The sequence below is a fragment of the Rubrivivax benzoatilyticus JA2 = ATCC BAA-35 genome (assembly GCF_000190375.1).
In the GTDB taxonomy this organism is placed as follows: Bacteria; Pseudomonadota; Gammaproteobacteria; order Burkholderiales; family Burkholderiaceae_C; genus Rubrivivax; species Rubrivivax benzoatilyticus.
The window spans coordinates 1-16,893 of the sequence record NZ_AEWG01000008.1; the positions used below are offsets into that span (position 1 = coordinate 1).

The following is a 16,893-nucleotide window of genomic DNA, read 5'->3' on the forward strand; positions in this document are numbered from 1 at the left end:
AGCGCGGCCCGCGCCACGTCCTCGGCCCAGCCGCTGCGTTTCATCGACGCCAGCAGGTCCTCGGCGCGGCAGCCCGCGGCGGCCTGGGGACAGGATCCAGCGGCGCAGTTCGGCGGTCACGGTCTGGGGGCTCATGGCGCGATTCTGCCGGCGCCGCCGTGCCGGCGGAACCCGCGCCGCGGCGCGCTCAGCCGCCCTGGCGGCGGCGGAACACCAGCCGGTCGGGCGACGACGCCTCGGCGTCGAAGGCGTAACCCTCGGCGGCGAAGCCCTTCAGCCGCGATGGCGTGCCGATGCGCTGCTGGATCGCCCAGCGTGCCATCAGCCCGCGCGCCCGCTTGGCGTGGAAGCTGACGATGCGCCAGCGGTCCTGCTTCCATTCCTCGAACACGCAGTCGACGACGCGCGCCTTCAGCGCCGGGCGCAGCGCGGCGCGCGAGTACTCCTGCGACGCGAGGTTGACGATCACCGGCGAAGCCTCGTCGGCCTGGCGCTCGTTCAGGTGTTCGGCCAGCGTGTCGCCCCAGAAGGCGTAGAGGTCCTTGCCGCGCGCGGTGGCCACGGCCGTGCCCATCTCCAGGCGGTAGGGCTGCAGCCGGTCCAGCGGGCGCAGCACGCCGTACAGGCCGGAGAGGATGACCAGGTGCTGCTGCGCCCAGGTGAGATCGGCGGTGGCCAGCGAGCCGGCGTCCAGGCCTTCGTAGACGTCGCCGGCGAAGGCCAGCACCGCCGGCTTGCTGTTGGCCGCCGTCGCCTCGGGCTCCCAGGCGCCGTAGCGCGCGACGTTGAGCTGGGCCAGCGGGTCCGACAGCGACATCAGCGACGCCACCTCGGCCGGCGTCTTGGTGCGCATCACCTCGATCAGCTCGGCGGCGCGTTCGACGAACAGCGGGTCGCTCGCCTTGCGCGCGATGGAGGCGGGCACGGGGGTTTCGTAATCCAGGCGCTTGGCCGGAGACAGCAGGTAGAGCATCGGGGCGGTGTCAGTGCAGCGGTTCGTCGTCGGCGCGCGCGCCCGGCGGCGCCGAGCCCAGGGCCTCGGCCCAGGTGCGCGCCGGGATGTGATGGCGCAGGCGGAAGATCGCGCGGTCCACCAGCGCCGGGTGCAGCACGTGGCCCAGGCCTTCGGCGATGTCCAGCGTGGCGTCGCCGTTCAGCCCGGCCAGCGTCTCGAAGGCGCGGCGCGCGTGCGCGGCGTCGATCACCGCGTCGGTGGCGCCGTGGAACAGGTGCAGCGTCGTCAGCCGCGGCGCCTGCGCCGGCAGGCGGGCGAAGCGGCCCGAGAACGCGAGCACGCGCCCGGCCAGGCCGTCGCACTGCGCGGCCGTCTCCAGCGCCAGGATCGCGCCTTGCGAGAAGCCGGCGATCGCGGTGGCCGGCGCCGGCACGCCCAGGCGGCGCTGCTCGGCGCGCACCCAGCTCCACAGCGCCGGCAGCGCCTCGGCGACACGTTCGGGACGGTTGGTCTCGTCGATGCCGGCGACCGAGAACCACTGGCGGCCGGCGCCGCCGCCGTCGAAAGCCTCGGGCGCGTCGGGCGCCAGCAGCGCGGCTTGCGGGAACTCGTGGCGCAGCGCCTGCGCCAGCGCGGCCATCGATGCGCCGCTGGAGCCCACGCCGTGCAGCAGCAGCACCAGCTGTTCAGGCTCGCCCTGGGCCGGCAGGGATTCGATCGCGAGATGCATGAGGCGATTGTCCGCGTTCGAGGCGGGCCCCGCCGGCCCCGGGCGCAAACCCGTCAGTGGAAGTCGCGGCTGCGCGCCTGCAGGCCCTGCAGCAGCACCGTGTGGTCGACGAGCCGGCGCGCGACGAGGTGGCGCACCTCGCCTTCACGCTGCCAGACGCCGTAGACCGTCAGCAGCGTGCTGCCCAGCAGCGGCTTGCGCTGGGCCTCGGCCACCGCCGGCCAGACGATGACGTTGACGCTGCCGGTCTCGTCTTCCAGCGTGACGAAGACCACGCCCTTGGCCGTGCCGGGCCGCTGGCGGTGCGTGACCAGGCCGCTGGCGCGCGCCAGCCGGCCCGAGGGGTAGTCGCGCAGCACCGCCGCCGGCTGCACGCGGCAGGCGGCGAGCTGCTCGCGCAGCAGCGCCAGCGGGTGGCGCTCCAGGCTCAGCCCGGTGGCGCGGTAGTCGGCCAGCACCGACTCGGCGGCGCCGGGCGCCGGCAGTGCGATGGTGTCCTCGTGCGTGCGCGTGGCCTGCAGCAGCGGCGTCGCACGCGCGTCGATGCCGGCCACGGCCCAGGCCGCCTGGTGGCGGTGGCCGGCCAGCGCCGCCAGCGCGCCGGCGTCGGCCAGCAGCGCCAGCTCGCGCCGGTCCAGCCGAGCGCGCCGCGCCAGGTCTTCGGCCGAGGCGAAGGCGCCGCCGGCCGCACGCGCGGCGACCAGCCGCCCGGCCGCGTCCTGCGGGAAACCGGTGACACGGCTGAAACCCAGCCGCACCGCACGCAGCCCCGGCGGCGCGCCGGGCGCAGCGGCCTCGTCTTCCAGCGTCGTCTCCCAGTCGCTGCGGAACACGTCGACCGGGCGCACGACGACGCCGTGCTCGCGTGCGTCGCGCACCAGCTGCGCCGGGGCGTAGAAGCCCATCGGCAGGCTGTTCAGCAGCGCGGCCAGAAAGGCGTCGGGGTGGTGGCGCTTGAGCCAGGCGCTGGCGTAGACCAGCTGCGCGAAGCTCGCCGCATGGCTCTCGGGGAAGCCGTATTCGCCGAAGCCTTCGATCTGCTTGAAGATGCGTTCGGCGAACTCGGCCGTGTAGCCCTTGGCGACCATGCGCCCGACGAGGCGCTCGTGGAACGGCCCCAGCCCGCCTTTGCGCTTCCAGGCCGCCATCGCGCGGCGCAGCCGGTCGGCCTCGCCGGGCGTGAAGTCGGCCGCCAGGATCGCCAGCTGCATCACCTGCTCCTGGAAGATCGGCACGCCCAGCGTGCGCTCCAGCGCCTGCTTGACCTCGGCGCTGGGGTAGTCGACCGGCTCCTCGCCGCAGCGCCGCTTCAGGTAGGGGTGCACCATGCCGCCCTGGATCGGCCCCGGGCGCACGATCGCGACCTCGATGACGAGGTCGTAGAACTTCTCGGGTCTGAGCCTTGGCAGCATGCTCATCTGCGCCCGGCTCTCGACCTGGAAGACGCCGATGCTGTCGCCGGCCGAGAGCATGTCGTAGACCGGCTTCTCGTCCTGCGGGATCTGGTGCAGCGCCAGCGGCGCGCCGCGCTTGGCGCCGACGAAGTCCAGCGCACGCCGGATCGCGCTCAGCATGCCGAGCGCCAGCAGGTCGACCTTCATCAGGCCGAGCGCGTCGAGGTCGTCCTTGTCCCACTGCACGACGCTGCGGTCTTCCATCGCCGCGTTCTCCACCGGCACCAGCTGCGACAGCTCGTCGCGTGCGATGACGAAGCCGCCGGGGTGCTGGCTCAGGTGGCGCGGGAAACCGATCAGCTGCTCGGTCAGCTCGACCCACAGCCGGCACAGCGGCGCCGCCGGGTCCAGACCCTGCTCGCGCAAGCGCTCGGGGTCGATGCGGCGGCCGTCGAACCACTGCTGGCCACGCGCGACCGATTCGATGCGGTCCAGGTCCAGCCCGAGCGCGCGGCCGACGTCGCGCAGCGCCGAACGCGGCCGGTAGCTGATGACCACCGCCGTCAGCGCGGCGCGGTGGCGGCCGTACCTCTGGTAGACGTACTGGATGACCTCCTCGCGGCGCTGGTGCTCGAAGTCGATGTCGATGTCCGGCGGCTCGTTGCGCTCCTCGCTGATGAAACGCTCGAACAGCAGCGTCGACTTCGACGGGTCGACCGCGGTGACCTCCAGGCAGTAGCAGACCGCCGAGTTGGCGGCGCTGCCGCGGCCCTGGCAGAGGATGTCCTGGTCGCGTGCCCAGTGCACGATGTCGGCGACGGTGAGGAAGTACGGCTCGTAGCCCAGGCGCGCGATCAGCGCCAGCTCGTGCTCGATCTGCGCACGCACCGCGGCGGGCACACCGGCCGGGAAACGCCGGCGCGCGCCCGACTCGGTCAGCTCGCGCAGCCAGGAGGTCGGCGTGTGGCCCGCGGGCACGATCTCGCGCGGGTACTCGTACTTCAGCTCGGCGAGCGTGAAGCTGCAGCGCTCGGCGACGGCCAGCGTCGCCGCCAGCCACTCGGGCCGGTACAGCGCCGCCAGCCGCGCGCGCGGGCGCAGATGGGCCTCGGCGTTGGGCTCCAGATCAAAGCCGCATTCGGCCACCGGGCGTTTGAGCCGGGTGGCGGCCAGCACGTCGAGCAGCGGCTTGCGCGAGCGCGTGTGCATCAACACGCCGCCGGCGGCGACCACCGGCAGCCCGGCCTGCGCCGCCACGCGCGTGACGGTGTCCACGAGGTCGGCATCGCCGGCGTGGTGCAGCAGCTCCAGCGCGACGGCGGCGCGCTCCGGGCCGAACCAGGTCTTGAGCCACGACGCATGCGCGAACACCGTCTCCAGCGGCTGCGCCGCATCGGGCAGCAGCAGCGCGATGCAGCCGGGCAGCCCGGCGAGAAAAGGCGCGGTCGGCACGGCGCCTTCGAGGTCGCTGCGCCAGGCCAGGTACTCGCCCTTGGCCGCCCGCCGGCGCGCGACGGTGATCCAGTGCGCCAGGTTGCCGTAGCCGCGGCGCGTCTGCGCCAGCAGCACGAGGCGCGGTTCGTCGGCGTCGGGCGTCTCGGGCGGCGGCGCCAGCCGCATCTCGGCGCCGACGATCAGCTTCAAGCCCAGGCGTTCGGCCTCGGCATGCGCGCGCACGACGCCGGCCAGCGAACCTTCGTCGGTGATGGCGAGTGCCGCGTAGCCCAGCACGTGTGCACGCGCCACCAGCTCCTCCGGGTGCGAGGCCCCGACGAGGAAGCTGAAGTTGCTGCGGCAGTGCAGCTCGGCGTAGGGCGGGAGGGCGGTGGGCACGCGGGCACCGTGCGGAGCGAGACTGTTCTTTTATACAGCATCGCGAGCACCCCGCCGCTCGCATGGCTGGCCGATACTCGCCGCCATGATCGACCCCTCCTCCGCCCTCGGCGACGTGCCGCGTGCGATCCAGCTGGCGCTGGCGCCGGTGTTCCTGCTGACCGGCATCGCCGGCATGCTCAACGTGATGGCCTCGCGGCTGGCGCGCATCATCGACCGCGGGCGCAAGCTGACCGAAGGCCCGCCGCCGGTGGCCGAGCCCTACCTGTCGCTGGAACTGCAGACGCTGGAACGCCGCCGGCGCTTCGCCGGCGCCGCGATCACCGCCTGCGCCGGCGCCGCGCTGCTGGTCTGCACCGTCATCGCCGCGCTGTTCGTCGAGGTCTACCTGCAGGTCAGCCTGCGCGGCGTCGTCGGCCTGCTGTTCACCGCGGCGACGCTGGCGCTGCTGGTCGGCCTGGCCTACTTCCTGCGCGAGGTGCACCTGGCGACGCAGACGGTGCGCATCACGCTGAAGCGGCCGCACTGAGGCTCGCGCTCAGCCCCTTGCGCGGGTTTCGCGCTCTGGCGGCGCTTGATCAGCCGGCGGCGGCCCCCCTGCCGCCGGCGGCACGCGCCGCGGCGCCGGCCGCCCAGTCGAGCGCGCTGCACAGCAGCCAGTAGACGGCGCCGACGAAGAGGAAGACCTCGGTCGGGTGCACCATCACCCGGGCGTTGACCTGGGTCGCCAGGAACGACAGCTCGCCGACGCCGACGATGTAGGCCAGCGAGCTGTCCTTGATCAGCGTGACCCACTGGTTGACGAAGGACGGCAGCATCATGCGCAGCGCCTGCGGCAGCACGACGTGGCGCAGCGCGCCCCAGCGCGTGAAGCCCAGCGCCAGGCCCGCCGCCCACTGCCCCGCGCCGACGCCGCGGATGCCGGCGGCCACCGCGTGCGCGAGGTAGGCGCCGCCGACCAGCGACAGCGCCGCCATCACCGACAGCACGCCGGGCACGTCGACGCCGAAGACGATGGGCAGCAGGAAGTAGGTCCAGAAGATCAGCATCAGCACTGGGATCGCGCGCAGCAGGCCGAGCACGGCGCTGAGCAGCGCCAGCGCCGCGCCGTCGAGCATCACCAGCGCCACACCCAGCCCCAGGCCGAGCAGCGCCGAGGCGAGGCCCGAACCGGCCGACAGCAGCAGCGTCAGCAGTGCGCCGCCGGGCGGGCCGTCGGGGAAGGTGCCCCACAGCAGATAGCCCAGGTCGTCCAGCAGGAACGAGAAGTCCATCGCCTCAGCCTCCCGCCGCTGCAACGCGGCGCTGGCGCCGGCTCTGCAGCAGCTGGCCCAGCAGCTGCAGCGCGACGATGGCGACGACGTAGAGCAGCGTCGCGACGCCGTAGACCTGGAAGGTCTTCCAGGTCTCGGCCTCGGCCTGGCGCGTGCGGTAGGACAGCTCCAGCAGCCCGATCGCCATGCCCAGCGAGGTGTTCTTCAGGATGTTCATGTACTGGCCCAGCAGCGGCGGCAGCGCGATGCGCAGCGCCTGCGGCAGCACGACGTGGCGCAGCGCCTGCCAGGGCGTCAGGCCGAGCGCGATCCCCGCTTCGCGCTGGCCGGCCGGCACGCCGCGCAGGCCGGAGCGGATGTCCTCGCCGACATAGGCGGCCGAATAGAACACCAGCCCGGTGACCGCGGCCAGGAACTCGAACGAGGGCCAGCGCAGCACCAGCCCGCCCAGAGCGAGCTCGTGCGGCGTGTTCAGCCAGGGCAGCAGGTCCTCGGGCAGCAGCGCCGGCAGGCCGAAGTACCAGAAGAAGAGCTGCACCAGCAGCGGCGTGTTGCGAAACAGCGAGAGGTAGACGCCGGTGGCGCGTGTCAGCGCCGGCCGGCCGCTCTCGCGCGCCGCGGCCAGCAGCGCGCCGAGCAGCGTCGCCGCGGCGACGACGATCGCCGTCGTCCACAGCGTCATCACCCAGCCGTCGAGCAGCCAGCCGAGGTACTTGGGCGCCAGCAGGTCCTGGCGCAGCACGGGGGGAATCCAGTCCATCCGGAAATGCCGAAGCCGGGCGCGCGATCGACGCGGGCCCGGCGGTGTTCAAGGGCGGCGCGGCCGCCCGGGGGTCAGGTCTTGTCGCCGATCTTGAAGATGCGCTTGAGCGGCGTCTTCGTCGTCGGTCCGAACCAGGTGTCGTAGATCTTCTGCGCCCGGCCGTCGGCTTCCAGCTCGAGCAGCGTCTTGTTGACGAACTCGGTCAGCGCCGTCTCGCCCTTGGGGATGCCGACGCCGATGTAGTCCTGCGAGATCGCGAACGGCGGGATCTCGTACTTGTCGCGGTCGGGCACGTTGGCCAGCAGGCCGATCAGCTTGGGACCGTCCTGCGAGATCGCCTGCACGTTGCCGTTGCGCAGCGCGGTGAAGGCGAACGGCGTGTCGTCGTAGGCCACCAGCGTCGCCTGCGGGTACTTCTCGCGCAGCTGGATCTCGTTGGTCGTGCCCTTGTCGACGCCGATGCGCAGGCCGCTCAGCTGCTCGGGCGACTTCAGCGTGCCCTTCCTGGCGATGAACTGCGTGCCCGAGGCGAAGTACGGGATGCTGAAGCCGACGACCTTGGCGCGTTCCTCGGTGATCGTGAAGTTGGCGAAGACCAGGTCGACCTTGTTCGAGGCCAGCAGCGGCACGCGGTTGGCCGGGTTGGTCGGCACGATCTGCAGCTTGACGCCGAGCTTCTTGGCGAAGGCCTCGGCGTAGTCGACGTCCAGGCCGACGATCTTCTTCGTCTTCGCGTCGACATAACCGAACGGCGGGTTGGCGTCGAAGGCGGCGACACGCAGCACGCCGGCCTTCTGGATGTCGGCCAGGCGGTCGGCCCAGGCACCGCTGGCGGCCAGCGCGAGCGCGGCCAGCACGAAGGTCTGCGGACGGATCGATTTCATGTGTTCTTCTCCTCAGATGCGTTGCACCTCCCGCAACGGCTTGTCTAGACGAGAGGCTCCTAATAATCGTAAACCCGTATACAAGACCATCTTTATTTCATTTCGGAATATGCATACGCGAGGCATCTCCACAGCGGCCGGCCGCACGACCTGCTGATGCTGGCGCGGTTGGCAGGCTCTTCGATGGCCGGCCGGCCACCGGCCCCGTAGAGTCGGGAGCCGTCAAAGGAGAGAACCACGATGAAGCTGATCGGCATGCTCGACTCACCCTACGTGCGCCGCGTCGCCGTGTCGCTGCAACTGCTCGGGCTGCCGTTCGAACACCGCTCGTTGTCGGTGTTCCGCCAGTTCGACGAGTTCAGCGCGCTGAACCCGGTCGTCAAGGCGCCGACGCTGATCGCCGACGACGGCACGGTGCTGATGGACTCGACGCTGATCCTCGACTACGCCGAGACGCTGGCCCGCCCGCGCAGCCTGATGCCCGAGGACCCGGCGGCACGCGCACGCGACCTGCGCCTGCTGGGCCTGGCGCTGGCGGCGATGGAAAAAAGCGTGCAGATCGTCTACGAGCGTGGCCTGCGCCCGCCCGAGAAGCAGCACGCGCCGTGGATCGAACGTGTCACCGGCCAGCTGCAGGCGGCCTGCGACGAACTGGAGCGTGAACTCGAACGCGCGCCGCTGCCGGCCGCGCGCGACGCACTGCGCCAGGCAGCGGTGACCGCCGCCGTCGGCTGGCACTTCATGCAGCAGACGGTGGCCGAGCGGCTGCCGGCCGCGCGTTACCCGCAGCTCGCCGCGCTGTCGGCGGCCGCCGAGGCGCTGCCCGAGTTCCGCGCCGCGCCGCACGGCGACGGCACGGTGGGTCAGGCGGGCTAGGTTCGCCGTCACGGGCGCCCACTGCACCGCCAACACGCGGGTCGGCGCCCAGGCCCGCTGCGCGGCCTGGCCATGCCTGACGCCGTCGAGGGCATGCGCCGCCGGAACCGTCTAGTGTCGAGCCCACCGCAACCGCCCGCCCGTCTGCCATGCGCATTCCCGCCGCCCTCGCCGCCGTCGTCGCCGGCTATCTCTCGATGCAGCTGCTGATCTTCAGTGCCGGCTGGCTGGCGCGTGTGCCGGCGCCCGACGGCTGGTTCGCCTTCTTCGGCCCGGGGCGGCAGGACATGGCGGCCGGGCTGCTGAGCAGCGTCGCGTTCGCGCTGCCGCAGCTGCTGCTGGCCGTCGTGCTGGGCTGGGCGGCGACGCGGTTGTTCGCCGTCGACGGCAGGCGCCACGCGCCGGGCCTGGTGCTGGGCGTGCTGCTGCCGCTGCTGATCCCGGCCGTCTCGACGGCGCTGGACGCGCCGGGTGGCGGCTTCGGCGCCTCGATGGCGCGCCAGCTCGGTGCCTACGTGCCGCCATCGGCCTGGCTGATCCCGGCCGGCCCGTGGTCGGCGCTGCTGGGGCTGGCCATCGGCTTCGGCTGGCTGCGCCGCGCCGCCCCCGCCCGCGCTGAGGCGTCCCGGCGGGGGCCCCCGTCGGCAGGCCGTGTGCTCCCGCACCCGGGCGACGCGGCACCGCCGCCGCCGCCCTAGGCTGCAGGGCATCGATCGCGGATGTCCCGCGGCCGCTCCCGGAGGCCTCATGAAACAACAGGTTGCCCGTCTGTCCCCGCACCAGAACGCCAAGGTGCTGGCCGTGCTGGTGTCCGCCGTGGCGCTGGTCGCGCTGCTGCCGGCGGGTGCGATCGCGCTCGCCTACGGCGCGCCGCTGGCACTCGACCCGACGCTGCTGCTCGTCGCCGGCGTGCTCTACGTGCTGCTGAACTACGCGATGACGGCCCTCGCCTGCCTGCTCTACAACGGGCTGGCGCGCGTCGTCGGCGGGCTGGAGTTCGAGGCCCGCGGCGGCGCCGAGACCTGAGGCCGGCGCCGACGGCGGGCCGGCCCTAGCATGCGGCGTCCGCCGCCCCGCCCCACGCCGTGAACCTCGCCACCACCGCCGCCCTGTTCGTCGCCACCGCGCTGATGGAGATCACCGGCTGCTTCCTGCCCGCGCTGTGGCTGCAGGGCCGCACCGGCGCCTGGGTGCTGCTGCCGGCGGCCGCGGCACTGGCAGCCTTCGTCTGGCTGCTGACGCTGCATCCGGCGGCTTCGGGCCGGGTCTACGCGGCCTACGGCGGCGTCTACGTCGCCACCGCGATCGCCTGGCTGTGGCTGGTCGACGGCATCCGGCCCTCGGCCTACGACCTCGCCGGCTCGGCGATCGCGCTGGCCGGCATGGCGGTCATCGCCTGGGGCTGGCAGCGCGGCTGAAGCTGGCATCCGCCGGCAGGGCGAAGACCGCCGCGGGCCGCTCGCGTAGGCTGGCTGGTTTCCCGCTGCCCGAAACGACACCGATGCGCCCTGCCCTCGCCGCCGTTGCCACCGCCTTGTCGCTGCTCGCCAACCCCGGTTTCGCCGCCGAGGAAATGCTGCAGCTCCAGACCGCCACCGGCGCCCTGCACGGCACGCTGCTGCGCCCCGACGACGCACCGCAGCCGCTGGTCGCACTGATCGTCGCCGGCTCCGGGCCGACCGACCGCGACGGCAACAACCCGATGGCCGGCCACAACGACGCGCTGAAGCTCGTCGCCCAGGCGCTGGCCGACACCGGCATCGCCTCGCTGCGCTACGACAAACGCGGCATCGCCGCCAGCGCCGCGGCCGGCGCCGACGAGTCGAAGCTGCGTTTCGACGGCTACGTCGACGACGCCGCGGCCTGGGCCGTACAGCTCGCACGTGACGGCCGTTTCGCCGCGGTGGCGATCGTCGGCCACAGCGAAGGCGCGACGATCGCCGCACTCGCCGCGGCCAAGGCGCCGGTGGCCGGCGTCGTCTCGATCGCCGGCCCCGGCGAACCGGCCGCGGCGACGCTGCGGCGCCAGCTCGCCGGCAAGTTGCCGCCCGACTTGGCCGAACGCAACGAAGCGCTGCTGGCGGCACTCGAAGCCGGCCGCCTCGTCGACGAGGTGCCGCCGGCGCTGGCGGCCCTGTACCGGCCGAGCGTGCAGCCCTACCTGGTGTCCTGGTTCCGCCAGCGTCCGGCCGACGCGGTCGCGGCGTTGCGTGTGCCCTGCCTGATCGTGCAGGGCGACACCGACCTGCAGGTCTCGCTGGCCGACGCGCAGGCGCTGCAGAGTGCGCAACCGGCCTGCCGGCTGGCGCGCGTCGCCGGCATGAACCACGTGCTGAAGGCGGTGCCGGCCGACCGCGCACGACAGATCGCCTCCTACGCCGACCCGACGCTGCCGCTGGCCCCCGGCCTGGCCGAGGCCGTGGTCCCGTTCCTGAAGGGGCTGGCCAGGCGCTGACACGCCCGGGCGGCAGAATCGCCCGATGCCTTCGCGTCTGCGCATCACCCCGCTGCGACCGCAGCACCTGGACGAACTGGCCGCCGCGCTGCGCCACCCGGCGGTCTACGAGCACATCGGCGGCGAAGTCCCGTCGGCCGCCGAGTTCCACCTCGCGCTGGAACGGGCGCTGGCCGGCCCGCCGCCCGGCGGCGGCCAGCGCTGGTTCAACTACCTCGTGCGCCACGCCGACTCGCGCACCGTGCTCGGCCGGCTGGAGGCCACCGTCGTCGGCCGCGTCGCCGAAGTCGCCTTCCTGTTCGCGCCCGGCATCTGGGGCAACGGCTACGCCAGCGAAGGCCTGGCCTGGCTGCACGAGGAGCTGCGGCGCGAAGCCGGCGACGTCGACTTCTGGGCCACCACGCTGCCGGCCAACCGGCGCTGCCAGGCACTGCTGCGGCGTGCAGGCTATGTCGAGGTGCCGGCGGCCGTCGCCCCGGCGCTGCAGAGCTACGACGCCGGCGACCTGGTGTTCCACCGGGCCGGCCTGCCCGGTGCAGCCGGAGGCACGGCGTGATCCATCACCTGTCGCTCGGCGTGCACGACATCGAAGGCGCTGCACGCTTCTACGACGCCGTGCTCGGCACGCTGGGCCACGCCCGCGTCTGGACCGACCTGCGCCCCGGCGAGACCGGCCAGGCCGTCGGCTACGGGCCGCCGGGCGGCGGCGACGTGCTGGCGCTGAAGCAGGTCGCGCAGCCCGCGGCCGACATCCCCGGGCAGCACATCGCCTTCGGCGCCACCACGCATGCCGCGGTCGAGGCCTTCCACGCCGCGGCCCTGGCGCATGGCGGGCGCGACAACGGCGCACCCGGCTGGCGACCGGACTACGGCGAGGACTACTACGCCGCTTTCGTCGTCGACCCCGAAGGCCACCGGCTCGAAGCGGTCTGCCGCGCCGTGCGGCCGGGGCTCGGTGCCACGACACCGACCGTCGTCGCGTTCGAGCGCCGCCACTTGCCGGCCGCGCTGGCGCTGTGGCGCTCGATCCCCGGCATCGGCCTCAGCAAGGCCGACGAGCCGGCCGCGCTGGCCGCTTTCCTGCGCCGCAACCCGGGGCTGAGCTTCGTCGCGCTGGATGGCGGCGAACTCGTCGGCACCCTCCTCTGCGGCCACGACGGCCGGCGCGGGCTGATCCACCACCTGGCGGTCGCGCCGGAGAGGCGTCGCCGCGGCCTGGGGCGTGCGCTGCTGGACGCCGCGCTGGCGGCGCTGCAGGCCCAGGGCATCGACAAATGCCATCTGATGGTCTTCGCCGACAACGCCGAAGGCCTGGCTTTCTGGCGCCGCCAGCAGGCCGTCGAGCGGGTCGAACTGGCGCTGCTGTCGATCGCCACCGCGACGCGGCACGGAGACTGACGCGATGCGCTGCCTCGTCGTCGGCACCAGCGGCGCCGGCAAGTCGACCTTCGCGACGAACCGCACCCGCTGCGCCGAGATGCGCGCCGACCCTCGCCGGGCCGGGCTGCGCTGGCACGAGCTGCGCACGCCGCGCGAGGCGCGCAACTGGCTGCGAGTCCCACAACGAGCCACCCCACGATGAGCGATGACCGCCCGCCGCAGATCGACCTGCGCCCGCTGGTCGCCGCCGACCAGCCGCGCCTGTGGCACTGGCTGCACCTCGCGCTCTGGGACCCGCCGCCGGCCGCGCTGCGCCCGGTCGAGGTGCTGCAGTTGCCGGCGGTGCGCCTCTACGCCGAAGACTGGGGCCGCCCGGGCGACGTCGGCGTCGTGCTGCGGGTCGACGGCGCCGACGCCGGCGCCTGCTGGATGCGCCAGGTGGCCGACGGCCAGGGTCTGGCCTGGGTCGACGAAGGCACGCCGCAACTCGGCATCGCGCTGGAGCCGGCGTTCCAGCATCGTGGCTTCGGCGAAGCGCTGATGCGCGGCGCGCTCGCCGCCGCACGCGCCGCCGGCGTCGCGCAGGTGGCGCTCACCGTGCACCCCGAGAACCCGGCACGCCGGCTCTACACACGTTGCGGCTTCGTCGACGTCGGCGAACGCCGCGGCTACCGCCTGATGCTGGCGCGGCTGGGCGAACAACGCTGAAGGCGGACCGGCATGCTGCACCACGTCGAGCTCTACGTCGGCGACCTGCAACGCTCCACCGCTTCTGGACACCGCTGCTGCAGGCACTGGGCTGGCAAGTCCAGCCCTGGTCCGGCGGCGTGAACTATCGGCACCGCGACCACGACCTCTGTTTCCTGCAGGCGCCGACCGGACACCTCGCCGCCGGTTATCACCGCCAGCGCATCGGCCTGAACCACCTGGCGTTCCAGGCGGCGTCGCGCGCGCAGGTCGATGCGCTGCGCGCCTGGGTGCGCGACGCCGGCCACACGCCGCTCTACGAAGACCGCTACCCGTTCGCCGGCGGTCCCGGGTACTACGCGATGTACTGCGAGGACCCGGACCGCCTCAAGGTCGAGATCGTCGCGCCGGACGATGACGAGGCGGCGACGTAGCGGCTCCGCCGATTCCGGGGCCGACGGGCGTCACGCCACCGGCGTATGCTGCGCCCGCCCACGGGAGGACCATCGATGATCAGCCCCGAATTCCTGCTCACCTCGCTCGTCGTCGTGCTGGTGCCCGGCACCGGTGTCGTCTACACGGTCTCGACGGGCCTGGCCCAGGGCCGGCGCGCGGCCTTGTTCGCGGCGCTGGGCTGCACGCTGGGCATCGTGCCGCACCTGGCGGCCACGGTGCTGGGGCTGGCGGCGCTGATGCACGCCAGCGCGCTCGCCTTTCAGGCGCTGAAGTACGCCGGCGTGCTCTACCTGCTCTACATCGCCTGGGCGACCTGGCGCGACAGCTCGGCCTTCGCGGTCGACGGCAGCCTGGCGCGCACGCCGCCCTCGGGCCTGGTGCTGAAGGCCTTCCTGCTCAACATCCTGAACCCCAAGCTGACGATCTTCTTCCTCGCCTTCCTGCCGCAGTTCGTCGACGCGCAGGCGGCGCGGCCGATGCTGCAGCTGCTGGCGCTGGCCGGCGTCTTCATGGTGATGACCTTCGCCGTCTTCGCGGTCTACGGCGCGCTGGCACATGCCTTCCGCGCCCGGGTCATCGGTTCGGCGCGAGTGCAGGCCTGGCTGCGGCGCGGTTTCGCCGCCACCTTCGCCGGCCTGGGTCTGCGGCTGGCGACGACGGAGCGCTGACCGCGCCGATGCAGCTCGTCCGCCCGAGCCTCGAACACCTGCCCGCCTACGTCGCCGCACTGCAGACCGGCTGGTCGGCCGACACGGTGCGCGGCGCCGACGCGGCGCGCGAGGAGCTCGACGCGATCGCGCGTGCGCCGGCGGTCTTCATCGACCTGCTCGAAGACCGCCAGGGCCGCGGTGCGCCGGTGACGCTGCCCGACGGCAGCCAGGTCGCGCGGCTGCCGGGCTTGCGCCGCTGGATCTGGGACGAAGAAGGCTTCGCCGGCGTCATCGGCCTGCGCTGGCAGCGCGGCACGCCCGAGCTGCCGCCGTACTGCCTGGGCCACATCGGCTACTCGGTCGTGCCCTGGAAACGCCGCCGCGGCCACGCCAGCGCGGCGCTGCGGCAGATGCTGCCCGAGGCGCGCGCCGTCGGCCTGCCCTGGGTGGACCTCACGACCGACCCCGACAACCTGGCGTCGCAACGCGTCATCGTCGCCAACGGGGGCGTGCTGCTCGAGCGGTTCACGAAACCGGCGCAGTTCGGCAGCACGCCGGGGCTGCGCTGGCGGATCTCGCTGGCCCTCACCTGACACGATGGCGCAAGGCGTCGCGCCGCGGCGCCGCGCATCGGTTAGCGTCGCCGCATGGCCCGCTTCTCCCTGATCCCCGAAGTCCACCTCGTGCTCGTGCACGATGGCCGCGTGCTGCTGCTGCAGCGCGCCAACACCGGTTATGCCGACGGGCTGTACAGCCTGGTCGCCGGCCACGTCGACGGCGGCGAAGCGGCGCGCGCCGCGATGGCGCGCGAGGCGCTGGAGGAAGCCGGCCTCGTCATCGCCCCCGAGGACCTGCGCCTCGTGCACCTGATCCACCGCCGCAGCGACAGCGAACGGATGTCGATGTTCTTCGCTGCCGAGCGCTGGCAAGGCGAACCCGAGAACCGCGAGCCGCACAAGTGCAGCGAGCTCGACTGGTACCCGCTGGACGCGCTGCCCGCAGCGATGGTGCCCTACGTGCGCCACGCGCTGGCCTGCATCGCCGCCGGCGAGACGTATTCGGAGTTCGGCTGGCACGGCGACGGCCAATCCCCTGCCGGCGGCATGGCGCCTCCCTAGCTCGTTTCGCGTGATGGACGGCCGGCGGGGCCCCTCGCGACAGTCGCGGTTCGACTTCCGAGGAGCCCGCGATGCCCTCCATCCGCCCCCTTCTGGCCGGCGCGCTGCTGGCCGCCGCGTCCGCCGTGTCGGCCTTCCCCGAGCACGCCAGCGCCCCCGATGCCGCGGCGCTCAGCCGGCACCTCGAAGGCCGCGTCTTCCAGGTCGCGCTGGCCGACGGCACGTCGTGGCGGCTGGAGTACAAGGCCAACGGCTATTTCTTCATCGACACCAGCCGCGGTTTCCGCAGCTCGGGCACCTGGCGCACCGAGGACGGCAAGCTCTGCGGCGGGCTGCAGGGCCGCGCCCCGGCCTGCAACGAGGTGCGCATGGTCGGCGACGCGCTCTACATGCAGCGCGACGGCGGCGAGATCGTGCAGTACGTGCCGCGCTGAGGGCCGCGCCGCGGCCGTGGCGGCGCCGCCGACGGGCTATCCTGTGCGCCGCGGCCCGCGCCGCCGGAGCCGACGGTCGGCGCCGGGCGCGCGCCGCCAACACTCCACTCCGCGATGAAGCTCCGTAACGCCGCCCGCGCGGCCGCTGCGCTGGCCCTGGCCGGCACGCTCTGCGCCCCCGCGCTGGCCAGCCCCGCCGTCGACGCCGTGTCGACCTGCATGACCGACAACACCTCCGGCAAGGACCGCAAGGACCTGACGCGCTGGATCTTCATCGCGATGGCCTCGCATCCGAGCCTGGAGGACCTGAGCCAGGTCAGCATGGCGGCGGCCGACGAGTCGCAGCGCCGGGTCGCCGAGATCGTCACCCAGCTCGTCACCGAACGCTGCGTCGACGAGGTGCGTGCGCTGATGAAGGCCGAAGGTGGCGAGTCGCTGGGCAAGGCCTTCGAGGTGCTGGGCCGGGTCGCGTTCATGGAGCTGACGACCAACCCCGCGGTGGCCAAGTCGCTGCAGGGCTACATGCGCCATCTCGACCGCCAGCGTTTCGAGCAGGCGTTCGCGCCGCGTTGAACACGCCGCAGGCCGAGACGCCGCGGGTCGGCGTCGGTGTCATCGTCGTGCGCGACGGCCGGGTGCTGCTGGGCCGGCGCCTGGGCGCGCATGGCCGGGACACCTGGGCGCCGCCCGGCGGCCACCTGGAGTTCGGCGAGACGCCGGAAGACTGCGCGCGCCGCGAGCTGCACGAAGAGACCGGCCTCGTCGCCCGCGAGGTGCTGGCCGCGACCTGGGTGAACAACGTCTTTCCCGACGTCGGCCGGCACTACGTGACGCTGATCACCGTCGTGCCCGCAGCCGACGGCGAACCGCAGGCGATGGAGCCCGAGCGCTGCGCCGAATGGCGCTGGTTCTCGTGGGACGCGCTGCCGCAACCGCTGTTCGCGCCGGCGGCCAGCGTGCACGCCTCGGGCTGGCGGCCGCCGGGCGTCTGACGCGGCGTAGCA

At 73.2% G+C, this 16,893-nt stretch carries 23 protein-coding genes; 17 read left to right on the forward strand and 6 right to left on the reverse strand.

Annotation, left to right across the window (positions count from 1 at the left end; translation table 11 throughout):
• Positions 1-187: 187 nt before the first annotated feature.
• Genes yaaA through RBXJA2T_RS00725 form a run of 3 tightly spaced genes read right to left on the reverse strand, consistent with a single transcriptional unit; the run spans position 188 to position 4,912 of the window.
• Positions 188-973: a peroxide stress protein YaaA gene (gene yaaA, locus RBXJA2T_RS00715; protein ID WP_009855387.1), complete on the reverse strand. Its 786-nt coding sequence runs from the start codon at positions 971-973 to the stop codon at positions 188-190.
• Between the two features lie 10 nt (positions 974-983).
• Complete coding sequence (gene ypfH, locus RBXJA2T_RS00720) at positions 984-1,685, reverse strand: esterase (protein ID WP_009855388.1); 702 nt, start codon at positions 1,683-1,685, stop codon at positions 984-986.
• Between the two features lie 53 nt (positions 1,686-1,738).
• The gene (locus RBXJA2T_RS00725; protein ID WP_009855389.1) at positions 1,739-4,912 is read right to left on the reverse strand and encodes an error-prone DNA polymerase; all 3,174 of its coding nucleotides are present in this window, start codon (positions 4,910-4,912) and stop codon (positions 1,739-1,741) included.
• An 85-nt stretch (positions 4,913-4,997) separates the two neighbouring features.
• On the opposite strand from RBXJA2T_RS00725, the gene RBXJA2T_RS00730 reads away from it, so the two are divergent.
• Positions 4,998-5,441, forward strand: a complete 444-nt coding sequence (locus tag RBXJA2T_RS00730; protein WP_009855390.1) for a DUF2721 domain-containing protein — start codon at positions 4,998-5,000, stop codon at positions 5,439-5,441.
• A gap of 49 nt (positions 5,442-5,490) precedes the next feature.
• Here the strand turns inward: RBXJA2T_RS00730 and RBXJA2T_RS00735 are convergent, their stop codons facing one another.
• The 3 genes from RBXJA2T_RS00735 to RBXJA2T_RS00745 form a co-directional block, all read right to left on the reverse strand.
• Complete coding sequence (locus RBXJA2T_RS00735) at positions 5,491-6,186, reverse strand: amino acid ABC transporter permease (protein ID WP_009855391.1); 696 nt, start codon at positions 6,184-6,186, stop codon at positions 5,491-5,493.
• 4 nt (positions 6,187-6,190) lie between these two features.
• Positions 6,191-6,946, reverse strand: coding sequence for an amino acid ABC transporter permease (locus tag RBXJA2T_RS00740; RefSeq protein WP_029718784.1), 756 nt, complete (start codon positions 6,944-6,946; stop codon positions 6,191-6,193).
• Between the two features lie 74 nt (positions 6,947-7,020).
• Positions 7,021-7,833, reverse strand: a complete 813-nt coding sequence (locus RBXJA2T_RS00745) for an ABC transporter substrate-binding protein (RefSeq protein ID WP_009855393.1) — start codon at positions 7,831-7,833, stop codon at positions 7,021-7,023.
• Positions 7,834-8,073: 240 nt separating this feature from the next.
• Here RBXJA2T_RS00745 and RBXJA2T_RS00750 point away from each other — a divergent pair, with 240 nt between their 5' ends.
• The 16 genes from RBXJA2T_RS00750 (at position 8,074) to RBXJA2T_RS00825 (ending at position 16,881) form a co-directional block, all read left to right on the forward strand.
• Entirely contained in the window at positions 8,074-8,709 is a 636-nt protein-coding gene (locus RBXJA2T_RS00750) for a glutathione S-transferase family protein (protein ID WP_009855394.1), read from the forward strand.
• Between the two features lie 149 nt (positions 8,710-8,858).
• On the forward strand, positions 8,859-9,407 hold the full coding sequence (locus tag RBXJA2T_RS00755; RefSeq protein ID WP_009855395.1) for a hypothetical protein: 549 nt from the start codon (positions 8,859-8,861) through the stop codon (positions 9,405-9,407).
• Between the two features lie 49 nt (positions 9,408-9,456).
• On the forward strand, positions 9,457-9,735 hold the full coding sequence (locus RBXJA2T_RS00760; protein ID WP_009855396.1) for a hypothetical protein: 279 nt from the start codon (positions 9,457-9,459) through the stop codon (positions 9,733-9,735).
• A 59-nt stretch (positions 9,736-9,794) separates the two neighbouring features.
• Positions 9,795-10,127, forward strand: a complete 333-nt coding sequence (locus RBXJA2T_RS00765) for a YnfA family protein (protein ID WP_009855397.1) — start codon at positions 9,795-9,797, stop codon at positions 10,125-10,127.
• Positions 10,128-10,210: 83 nt separating this feature from the next.
• Positions 10,211-11,164, forward strand: coding sequence for an alpha/beta hydrolase (locus RBXJA2T_RS00770; RefSeq protein ID WP_009855398.1), 954 nt, complete (start codon positions 10,211-10,213; stop codon positions 11,162-11,164).
• A gap of 25 nt (positions 11,165-11,189) precedes the next feature.
• Positions 11,190-11,720 carry a GNAT family N-acetyltransferase gene (locus RBXJA2T_RS00775; protein ID WP_009855399.1) on the forward strand — a complete coding sequence of 177 codons (531 nt, stop codon included), beginning with the start codon at positions 11,190-11,192 and terminating at the stop codon, positions 11,718-11,720.
• Positions 11,717-12,562, forward strand: a complete 846-nt coding sequence (locus RBXJA2T_RS21000) for a GNAT family N-acetyltransferase (RefSeq protein WP_009855400.1) — start codon at positions 11,717-11,719, stop codon at positions 12,560-12,562. Before RBXJA2T_RS00775 ends, RBXJA2T_RS21000 begins: the two co-directional genes overlap by 4 nt.
• A gap of 4 nt (positions 12,563-12,566) precedes the next feature.
• The gene (locus tag RBXJA2T_RS00785) at positions 12,567-12,746 is read left to right on the forward strand and encodes a hypothetical protein (RefSeq protein ID WP_009855401.1); all 180 of its coding nucleotides are present in this window, start codon (positions 12,567-12,569) and stop codon (positions 12,744-12,746) included.
• A complete protein-coding gene (locus RBXJA2T_RS00790) occupies positions 12,743-13,252 on the forward strand; it encodes a GNAT family N-acetyltransferase (RefSeq protein WP_009855402.1) in 510 nt (169 codons plus the stop codon). The genes RBXJA2T_RS00785 and RBXJA2T_RS00790 overlap by 4 nt, the downstream gene beginning before the upstream one ends.
• Positions 13,253-13,371: 119 nt before the next feature.
• Complete coding sequence (locus tag RBXJA2T_RS00795) at positions 13,372-13,665, forward strand: VOC family protein (protein ID WP_009855403.1); 294 nt, start codon at positions 13,372-13,374, stop codon at positions 13,663-13,665.
• Positions 13,666-13,740: 75 nt separating this feature from the next.
• Positions 13,741-14,355, forward strand: a complete 615-nt coding sequence (locus RBXJA2T_RS00800; protein WP_009855404.1) for a LysE family translocator — start codon at positions 13,741-13,743, stop codon at positions 14,353-14,355.
• A gap of 8 nt (positions 14,356-14,363) precedes the next feature.
• Positions 14,364-14,930, forward strand: coding sequence for a GNAT family N-acetyltransferase (locus RBXJA2T_RS00805; protein WP_009855405.1), 567 nt, complete (start codon positions 14,364-14,366; stop codon positions 14,928-14,930).
• A 54-nt stretch (positions 14,931-14,984) separates the two neighbouring features.
• A complete protein-coding gene (locus RBXJA2T_RS00810; RefSeq protein ID WP_009855406.1) occupies positions 14,985-15,455 on the forward strand; it encodes an NUDIX hydrolase in 471 nt (156 codons plus the stop codon).
• Between the two features lie 71 nt (positions 15,456-15,526).
• Positions 15,527-15,889, forward strand: coding sequence for a hypothetical protein (locus RBXJA2T_RS00815; protein WP_009855407.1), 363 nt, complete (start codon positions 15,527-15,529; stop codon positions 15,887-15,889).
• A gap of 114 nt (positions 15,890-16,003) precedes the next feature.
• A complete protein-coding gene (locus tag RBXJA2T_RS00820; protein WP_009855408.1) occupies positions 16,004-16,462 on the forward strand; it encodes a hypothetical protein in 459 nt (152 codons plus the stop codon).
• Entirely contained in the window at positions 16,459-16,881 is a 423-nt protein-coding gene (locus RBXJA2T_RS00825; RefSeq protein ID WP_009855409.1) for a nucleotide triphosphate diphosphatase NUDT15, read from the forward strand. Before RBXJA2T_RS00820 ends, RBXJA2T_RS00825 begins: the two co-directional genes overlap by 4 nt.
• The last annotated feature ends 12 nt before the right edge of the window (positions 16,882-16,893 follow it).

Bases quoted from the DNA above. Each gene is read 5' to 3' on its own strand.
- yaaA (WP_009855387.1), bottom strand. From the start codon at position 973: ATGCTCTACCTGCTGTCTCCGGCCAAGCGCCTGGATTACGAAACCCCC.
- ypfH (WP_009855388.1), bottom strand. From the start codon at position 1,685: ATGCATCTCGCGATCGAATCCCTGCCGGCCCAGGGCGAGCCTGAACAG.
- RBXJA2T_RS00730 (WP_009855390.1), top strand. From the start codon at position 4,998: ATGATCGACCCCTCCTCCGCCCTCGGCGACGTGCCGCGTGCGATCCAG.
- RBXJA2T_RS00735 (WP_009855391.1), bottom strand. From the start codon at position 6,186: ATGGACTTCTCGTTCCTGCTGGACGACCTGGGCTATCTGCTGTGGGGC.
- RBXJA2T_RS00740 (WP_029718784.1), bottom strand. From the start codon at position 6,946: ATGGACTGGATTCCCCCCGTGCTGCGCCAGGACCTGCTGGCGCCCAAG.
- RBXJA2T_RS00745 (WP_009855393.1), bottom strand. From the start codon at position 7,833: ATGAAATCGATCCGTCCGCAGACCTTCGTGCTGGCCGCGCTCGCGCTG.
- RBXJA2T_RS00750 (WP_009855394.1), top strand. From the start codon at position 8,074: ATGAAGCTGATCGGCATGCTCGACTCACCCTACGTGCGCCGCGTCGCC.
- RBXJA2T_RS00755 (WP_009855395.1), top strand. From the start codon at position 8,859: ATGCGCATTCCCGCCGCCCTCGCCGCCGTCGTCGCCGGCTATCTCTCG.
- RBXJA2T_RS00760 (WP_009855396.1), top strand. From the start codon at position 9,457: ATGAAACAACAGGTTGCCCGTCTGTCCCCGCACCAGAACGCCAAGGTG.
- RBXJA2T_RS00770 (WP_009855398.1), top strand. From the start codon at position 10,211: ATGCGCCCTGCCCTCGCCGCCGTTGCCACCGCCTTGTCGCTGCTCGCC.
- RBXJA2T_RS00775 (WP_009855399.1), top strand. From the start codon at position 11,190: ATGCCTTCGCGTCTGCGCATCACCCCGCTGCGACCGCAGCACCTGGAC.
- RBXJA2T_RS00785 (WP_009855401.1), top strand. From the start codon at position 12,567: ATGCGCTGCCTCGTCGTCGGCACCAGCGGCGCCGGCAAGTCGACCTTC.
- RBXJA2T_RS00790 (WP_009855402.1), top strand. From the start codon at position 12,743: ATGAGCGATGACCGCCCGCCGCAGATCGACCTGCGCCCGCTGGTCGCC.
- RBXJA2T_RS00800 (WP_009855404.1), top strand. From the start codon at position 13,741: ATGATCAGCCCCGAATTCCTGCTCACCTCGCTCGTCGTCGTGCTGGTG.
- RBXJA2T_RS00805 (WP_009855405.1), top strand. From the start codon at position 14,364: ATGCAGCTCGTCCGCCCGAGCCTCGAACACCTGCCCGCCTACGTCGCC.
- RBXJA2T_RS00810 (WP_009855406.1), top strand. From the start codon at position 14,985: ATGGCCCGCTTCTCCCTGATCCCCGAAGTCCACCTCGTGCTCGTGCAC.
- RBXJA2T_RS00815 (WP_009855407.1), top strand. From the start codon at position 15,527: ATGCCCTCCATCCGCCCCCTTCTGGCCGGCGCGCTGCTGGCCGCCGCG.
- RBXJA2T_RS00820 (WP_009855408.1), top strand. From the start codon at position 16,004: ATGAAGCTCCGTAACGCCGCCCGCGCGGCCGCTGCGCTGGCCCTGGCC.